Annotated in this window: 8 protein-coding genes and 3 pseudogenes; 6 read left to right on the top strand and 5 right to left on the bottom strand. The window is 27.5% G+C overall.

Translation table 11 applies throughout. The annotated features are described in order from the left end of the window. Positions 1-67: 67 nt before the first annotated feature. Complete coding sequence (locus tag AC2FB1_RS10745) at positions 68-283, bottom strand: ATP-binding cassette domain-containing protein (RefSeq protein ID WP_490675237.1); 216 nt, start codon at positions 281-283, stop codon at positions 68-70. Positions 284-301: 18 nt separating this feature from the next. Beyond that, positions 302-795, bottom strand: a pseudogene (locus AC2FB1_RS10750) (lanthionine synthetase LanC family protein). Positions 796-1,292: 497 nt separating this feature from the next. Between AC2FB1_RS10750 and AC2FB1_RS10755 the strand changes: the two are divergent. The 6 genes and pseudogenes from AC2FB1_RS10755 (at position 1,293) to AC2FB1_RS10780 (ending at position 4,407) form a co-directional block, all read left to right on the top strand. Further along, a complete protein-coding gene (locus tag AC2FB1_RS10755) occupies positions 1,293-1,748 on the top strand; it encodes a hypothetical protein (protein ID WP_490675238.1) in 456 nt (151 codons plus the stop codon). A gap of 64 nt (positions 1,749-1,812) precedes the next feature. Then, positions 1,813-2,205 (top strand): DnaD domain-containing protein, encoded by a 393-nt coding sequence (locus AC2FB1_RS10760; RefSeq protein ID WP_277951923.1) that lies wholly within the window; start codon positions 1,813-1,815, stop codon positions 2,203-2,205. Positions 2,206-2,367: 162 nt separating this feature from the next. Further along, positions 2,368-2,562 (top strand): hypothetical protein, encoded by a 195-nt coding sequence (locus AC2FB1_RS10765; protein WP_153983483.1) that lies wholly within the window; start codon positions 2,368-2,370, stop codon positions 2,560-2,562. Between the two features lie 76 nt (positions 2,563-2,638). Then, on the top strand, positions 2,639-2,884 hold the full coding sequence (locus AC2FB1_RS10770) for a hypothetical protein (RefSeq protein WP_242276547.1): 246 nt from the start codon (positions 2,639-2,641) through the stop codon (positions 2,882-2,884). Positions 2,885-3,082: 198 nt separating this feature from the next. Beyond that, positions 3,083-3,442: pseudogene (locus AC2FB1_RS10775) on the top strand (recombinase family protein); the annotation flags it as partial. A 44-nt stretch (positions 3,443-3,486) separates the two neighbouring features. Beyond that, positions 3,487-4,407 (top strand): toll/interleukin-1 receptor domain-containing protein, encoded by a 921-nt coding sequence (locus AC2FB1_RS10780; RefSeq protein WP_434176436.1) that lies wholly within the window; start codon positions 3,487-3,489, stop codon positions 4,405-4,407. A gap of 159 nt (positions 4,408-4,566) precedes the next feature. Here AC2FB1_RS10780 and AC2FB1_RS10785 read toward each other — a convergent pair whose 3' ends face one another. From AC2FB1_RS10785 to AC2FB1_RS10795, 3 genes and pseudogenes are all read right to left on the bottom strand, one after another. Then, positions 4,567-4,662, bottom strand: coding sequence for a type I toxin-antitoxin system Fst family toxin (locus tag AC2FB1_RS10785; RefSeq protein WP_002441941.1), 96 nt, complete (start codon positions 4,660-4,662; stop codon positions 4,567-4,569). Between the two features lie 1,644 nt (positions 4,663-6,306). Further along, the gene (locus AC2FB1_RS10790) at positions 6,307-6,738 is read right to left on the bottom strand and encodes a universal stress protein (protein WP_107639782.1); all 432 of its coding nucleotides are present in this window, start codon (positions 6,736-6,738) and stop codon (positions 6,307-6,309) included. Positions 6,739-6,870: 132 nt separating this feature from the next. Continuing rightward, a pseudogene (locus AC2FB1_RS10795) lies at positions 6,871-7,023 on the bottom strand (IS6 family transposase); the annotation flags it as partial.

The raw sequence follows: 7,023 nt of genomic DNA on the forward strand, positions 1-7,023 counted from the left end.
CCTCCGCATGATTCATTTTAATATGAATTCAACGAAAGTGTTTTTATATCATTCCCACTAATTGGGGTCAGTCCACAATTAAGTGACCAATGTTTTTATTTTTTTGGAACTCTATCTTTCCAGAATAATCAATTACTTCTAAGATAGATTTAAATAATGTTGTTTTTCCGGCACCATTTGGTCCTAAAAGTCCATAAACGGTATTTTCTATAAATTTATAATTTATGTCTTTAAGAATATTATTATTTTTCAAATTAACTGATAGACTGTCAATCTTCAACATAGCAAATACCACCTTCTTCTATATTTCTAATCTTAAAACATTAGGAATATCATCATTCATTAAATATATCAATCCATAGGAAATACCAGACAAACCTGTTAATAAATCTATACTTTGAATATCTTCTCCTACTCCACATTTTAGATCTTTAGCATTAAAATTTTTAAGTATATCAAATATTATATTCCCCATTTTTTCACTTGTTGGTAATATATCTTTTAATATCATCGCATTACCTAAGTCTCCATGACACAAGCAATGGGTTCTAGAAAAACCTTCTTCAAATATTTTTTCAATGATTTTTTTCTATCATTACTTGTATAATTACTCTTTTCTCTATTTAACATAATACCTGGAGACCCATGACACCATGCATAAGGAGGTCTTGCCTCTTGACTATACGGATGAGGCCAATAATGTTCAATGCGATAAGTCTCTTCATATTGATTAGCTAGAGAAATAATATTTTCAATATTTTTATCATATTTAAAATTATTGATATATAAACTCAAGGCAGCTGTAGGTATCTTAAATCAAGATTGAAGAAGAAAGAGAAATTGTAAAAAAATTCAAACTGTTCAAAACTTTTAATCAATTTATCTTTATTGCGTAAACTCTCGATATCTTCAAATAAAGCATAATATATATTGGAATATTTTGAGATACTATTTTCAATTTTTTTACTGATATTTTTATTAAATGAAAATACTTGTTTAAGTACCTAGGAAACAAAATCAAAGATTCTGAAAATATGTTTAATTGTAGCCGAATAAATGATATTATAAAAACATACAAAAAAAGCAACTACTGGAATAGTTGCTCAGTCTAAAGTGGTAGTAGTCACTTCAAACGCTTCAATTAGGATAAGACAAAACAATGTCTTTTTTTATTATGTTGTAATTACATTATATATGTAGTAAGCAATAACTTCAAGTATAAAATACCTAATGAAAAAAGTGTCTATTACCTCTTGCTAAAATTAATTAAATTTAGGAAAGAGGTTTTTATTATGTCAATTATTAAAAATATCAATAGTGAGAAACCATTTGAAGTTTTACCTAGAGAATTATTACAACAATGTGATAAAAAACGTAGTAATACAGAAAATAAACCTTTATCATTACAAGCAATAGGTTTGTTATGTAATTTACAAAGTTACCCAGAAAATTGGGAAATTCACAAAACAGAATTATATAATCGCTATGAAAAAAATGGTCGTCGTCAAATACAAAATGCTTGGAATGAACTCGTTGACGCAAAGTATATTATTCAATTTAAAATACATAACGGTAATAAATTGGATTATTATTATTACTTTAGTGTTACTCCAATAACTAACGAACAAATAAAAAATTTAGAAGAATATCATAATAGCGAAAGTTTAGAAAGATTTGATTTGAAAGTAAAAACTCCTACTGTACAAAATGAACAGTTCATAAGTGAACAGTTCAAAACGTACAGATAATATAATACACAATAAATATAATACACACTACATTACAAAAAACAGTAGTAGTAGTTACAATATATTGATTGATAAAATTAAAAATGAATTAGTTATTAATATTACTCCAGCATATAAAAATGAATTAGTGAAATTATTCTCATATTTTGATGATGAGATTATTAATTATGCTATTGAATATGCGTCTATTAATGGATCTAGTCCAAAACAATTTTTATTGAAAGTTTTAACTAACTGGAAAAATGCTAATATTACAACTTTAGAACAAGCACAAAATTTCAAAGTAAGTAGTAAAAAAAATAACATTGTCCAATTTTCTAAAGAGAAAACACCTAAATGGTTACATAATAAAACAGATAAAAATACAAGTGAAGAATTATCTGAAGAAGAAAAGGCTAAGTTTGAAGAAGATAGAAAAGCATTTAGAAAAGCATTAGAAGAAGACTGGAAAGAATAAAAAGAAATTGAGATATTTGTGTTCCAAATTTATTTATTAAAATCTTATTATATTATTCTATTACCTTGCTTTAAAGATTACATTTAAAAACATGATTATATAGGAAATTGGAAGAATAATTAAACAACTTTTACTGTATACTATGACTAGGAGTGTGATTTTATGAAATTTTTAGAAATATTAGGAACTATATTAGGTATCGGTATAGTGGTTTTTCCATTATCAGCATTAGGTTTTTTAATTACAGAGTTCACAAAACCTGCTAAAGAGAGAACATTTAAAAAAACTGTTTTTTGCATAGGTCTAATGGTGATTTGTGGATTTGGATTAGTTATCATCGCTAATATATTAGATTAAACAAAAAATAAAAAGCCGATGTATCGGTTTTTTTTAGTGTTCATGTGAATATTAAAAAATTGTGGGGTGATGACACATGAACACATTCGTTTTCGGCGTGATTTTAAAGAGATTAGAAGAAAAAGGACTTAATATACACGAAGTATTCAATATGAGCGATAAACAGGCTAAAAAAGACTTATTTGATGATTTATACCACTATGTCCGCTATACAAAGCCATGCGGTGCAGAATTAACGATGGTGGCATTAAATGCTGATGAATTGATGCATTACTTTGTATGCTGTTATATGGAACGTTATGCTTACAAATTGAACGCTTAACCGTTACGACATTTTGCAAATGTCGTTGAACTCAAAAAAGAGGTGACTGCAGGTTCTGTTGCAAAGTTAAATTAATATACAAAGTTATGCAAAAGCAGTAAATTATATACTATTGTATCAACAGATTATTCGGTTGGATTTTATTATTTTTCATTTCTTTGTATCTATATTATATGATTTTCAAGTTTGCAACAGAACCAACTAGATCGTCTTGGACGTACAACGAAACAATTAATTGAGTTATCTCAATGGTTCGATGAAAACAGCATTGATTTATATATTGTCGATATGAACATATCAACTAAAGATGCGATGGGTACAATGTTCTTTACAATGATGAGTGCATTTGCCGAACTTGAAGCTAACTTATTAAGTGAACGAACTAAAAAAGGACTAGAAGCAGCAAGAGCAAGAGGCCGAAAAGGTGGAAGACCTTCATTACCTGATTATAAGAAAAGAGAAATTAAATTTTTATACGATGAGCAGAAGCTCACAGGTGAAGAAATTGCTAAAAAAACAGGAGTAAGCCGTTCAACGATATATAGAGTGATAAAATAGTTTTCGTATAATGAAGTGTAGCTACTAAGATTGGGAGAGGTTCTATGGAAAATAGTTTAATTATTAATGATGATATTAAAGAGGCATGGCAAAATGTTAAATTTGATATAGAAGAATTCAAGTATGATTCTTCTAAACTCAAAGATTTAATAACCAGTTATTGTGGGTCATGTTTAGGAGCTACGTATGCGGCAGATTTAGACAAAGAATATAAAAAAAACACAATAAATTATTACAGAATATATACTTTACTAACTAGAATTTTAAATTGGTATAAAGATAATTTACACAAAATTCAATCAAACGATTTTGTTTATCATCCTGAAGAACATCTCGAATTCAAAAATAAAATAGAAAATTTATTATATCCTATAGAAAATTTCATATTACCCAAAGGTATGAACAATAGAGAAACAAATCAGTATTTTTTTGAACTTAACGAATCGTTATCAGAAGATTATAAGGAGGAAGTCATGGAGGAATCAGATTTAAAATCACCATCTTTTTTTATTAGTCATAACCAATTAGATTCAGAACAAGCACAAAAAATTGTCGTTTTTTTAAAAAGTTTAGGAATCTCTAAAGAAAGAATATTTTGTTCTTCAGTTGAAAGTACAGGAATCCCAGGAGATGCAGATATTAATGACTATATAAAAACCCAATTAAATGATAACTGCTTTTTTATATTTTTATTAAGTCATAATTACTTTAATAGCTTATATTGCTTAAATGAAATGGGAGCAGCATGGATTAATATTGAAGAATCAAAACAACTTGTATTTTCACTTGATGATAGCGTCGTCAACTTTATCAATCGTACTGTTTTAAAATCTACTAAAAACAGACTTAATATAGATAGAAAAGGATTCACTTCTTTAAAGACCGTTTTAGTTAAAAATGAGATAGTAGATGAGTTATCATCCTCAGATTTTGAAGAAAAGTTAGAAACTATAAATATTTCTTGAGATGTTACTTAAAATATTCTTTTTCTGCAATATCAATTTTGCATTCTTCTCCACTATGATGTTATAATATCTTTAACGAAGATTATATGCATATATGCACCAATCCCCTCACTATTTGCGGTAGTGAGGGGATTTTTTGATGCGGCTTAACGTCGCCTTCTATTTATTGCGTTTACTACTAAGCCAGTAAGTAAAATACGCAACTGCACAGCCACTAATGACTGGTGCAATGATGTGAACGAAGATCATAAGCATATTAAGCACCTCCTTCCGTCAAAAATACCGCCGGAAGTTAAGGCGACTCTATTATTATATCATCTGTAAACACGTAAGCATATCCACTTCCGATAAGTCATTTTATGTTATATCTTTGCTTATTTTTATAGTATCAAGACAAGAAGAAACTCGTTTTCAACTCGTTTCTAAATGCCCAAAAAAGAGTACAAAAAAATCTCTTAGTAAGAACAATTATCTTAACTAAGAGATAAAACAAAAGGCTATTTAAATAACAGAGTTAATCCAAACTATAATACACATTCTTCGAAGCAATAATTTTATTTTAACACATTTTATTTTTTCCAAAAACTAAGCAACTTTTAGTAATTAAAAATCACTAAAAGTTGCAAGAGAAAAACGATTTTAAAATGAGTATAAGATCCAAAGTATAAAATATACTCGTAAATATCGAGATATTTTATATTTTTACCATAACATACTGAGAAATAAAAAAAAATATAATTGCTTTATTCCAATTGCTTTTTGGTTGGAACCTACAGGGCGTTATGTGTTGTTGAGTGGGTACTTTCTTGGGATTAATCCCAATTCAATTCCCAACCAACTCGCTAACCTAGTTAGCTAACACATCGCCAATTCCAACCAAAAATTTTCTCGGCATAAATGCTATGTTATAATATATATGTCCATTGTCTTATTGTTTCCAAATTTAACCTTACTTTTGTGAAACAAACATAGATTATATTTCAAAGCACTCCATTATTTAATTATAATTAAATAATGGAGTGCTTTTTTTAATAAAAGATATTACTTTACAGAACCTCATATTTATTATTAAAATTAATATGGCTCTTATATATATACATTCTCCAAAACGTCATACTATATTTACTAAAAGTAAAAGTTAATCGCATATCGTTTTTTCATAAATAAAAAGCAACCAGTTTTTAAAATTGGTTGCTTTTTATGCTATTAAAAACATTGTCATAATATTGTCACTATAAAAGTTAGATATATTAATTGATTTTATTTATTTTTTATATTTAAATTTAAGTAGCCAGATAAATGAAATCTTTTTTTACTATCATACTCATTAAGTATTATCGTTCTCATAATACTTAATTATTTACACTGTGGACATCCCACATAGCCATTCTTTTTATATAGAATGGCTATTTTTATTTTCACAAAAATTATAAAAAACTATAATAGTCTTATTTGTAATTTTTAGATACTTTTTAGAGCATTTAGGGGTATTTTATATATATTTATATCCAAAATAGTTTTATAACTCTTAAAACGCAAATATGAGCTAAATCAAGAAAAGAAAAAACTCGTTTCCAACTTGTTTTTAAACCCCTAAAAAAGAGCATAAAAAAATCTCTTAGTAAGAATATATAAACTTACTAAGAGAAAAGAGAGACATTAAAAATTATTATATAAATTTACAATTTTAATATAGTTCAAACGTATCATAACACACACGTTAAAATATGTTAAATAATTACTTTATTCCAATTGCTTTATTGACGTTGAACCTCGGAACCCTTAACAATCCCCAAACTTATCGAATGATCGGCTTAATAGCTCACGTTATGCCGACATTCGTCTGCAAGTTTAGTTAAGGGTTCTTCTCAACTTCAATAAATTTCTTACTTCTTATGTTTATTTAACAATTAGTACTGGGACAGAACTTCTTTTAGCAATCTTATGTGTAACATCTCCTAAAACATGTTTAATATTCAAATCGACTCTATGATTACTCATAATTACTAAATCAAATTCACCATTATTTATATCTCCAGAAGTAATTTTTTCTAAGATTGTATCTTTAATATGCCCAAAATCTACATCTATTTTATATTGAATATCTCTTTTTTCTAATTCACGTAAAAATGGAGTGAGTTTTTTTTCTTTTTCTCTAATAATATCTTTTTTATGCTTATTATAATATTTGACACTAATTGCAAGATCATTTTCTGTTACAACGTGATAAATTACAACAACTGAATCTTCATCCGTGACTTTTTCTAAACAGTCAGGGATAGCACTAAAATCATTTTCGAAATCATAGGGTAATAATATATTTTTAAACATCTACACCAGCCTCCTATTACTTATTATTTAGATGTCTACTACTTATATATACCCTGAATATATATGCTTATTCCGGTTCTGTTGCAAAGTAAAAAATATAGCTAACCACTAATTTATCATGTCAGTGTTCACTTAACTTGCTAGCATGATGCTAATTTCGTGGCATGGCGAAAATCCGTAAATCTGAAGAGACCTGCGGTTCTTTTTATAAAGTATTCTTTGCTGTATTGATACTTTGATACCTTGTCTTTCTTACTTTAATATGACGGTGATCTTGCTCAATGA

The organism is Staphylococcus sp. CoH_129_LAB_1, from assembly GCF_058191515.1.

Bases quoted from the DNA above. Each gene is read 5' to 3' on its own strand.
- AC2FB1_RS10745 (WP_490675237.1), bottom strand. From the start codon at position 283: ATGTTGAAGATTGACAGTCTATCAGTTAATTTGAAAAATAATAATATT.
- AC2FB1_RS10755 (WP_490675238.1), top strand. From the start codon at position 1,293: ATGTCAATTATTAAAAATATCAATAGTGAGAAACCATTTGAAGTTTTA.
- AC2FB1_RS10765 (WP_153983483.1), top strand. From the start codon at position 2,368: ATGAAATTTTTAGAAATATTAGGAACTATATTAGGTATCGGTATAGTG.
- AC2FB1_RS10770 (WP_242276547.1), top strand. From the start codon at position 2,639: ATGAACACATTCGTTTTCGGCGTGATTTTAAAGAGATTAGAAGAAAAA.
- AC2FB1_RS10780 (WP_434176436.1), top strand. From the start codon at position 3,487: ATGGAAAATAGTTTAATTATTAATGATGATATTAAAGAGGCATGGCAA.
- AC2FB1_RS10785 (WP_002441941.1), bottom strand. From the start codon at position 4,662: ATGCTTATGATCTTCGTTCACATCATTGCACCAGTCATTAGTGGCTGT.
- AC2FB1_RS10790 (WP_107639782.1), bottom strand. From the start codon at position 6,738: ATGTTTAAAAATATATTATTACCCTATGATTTCGAAAATGATTTTAGT.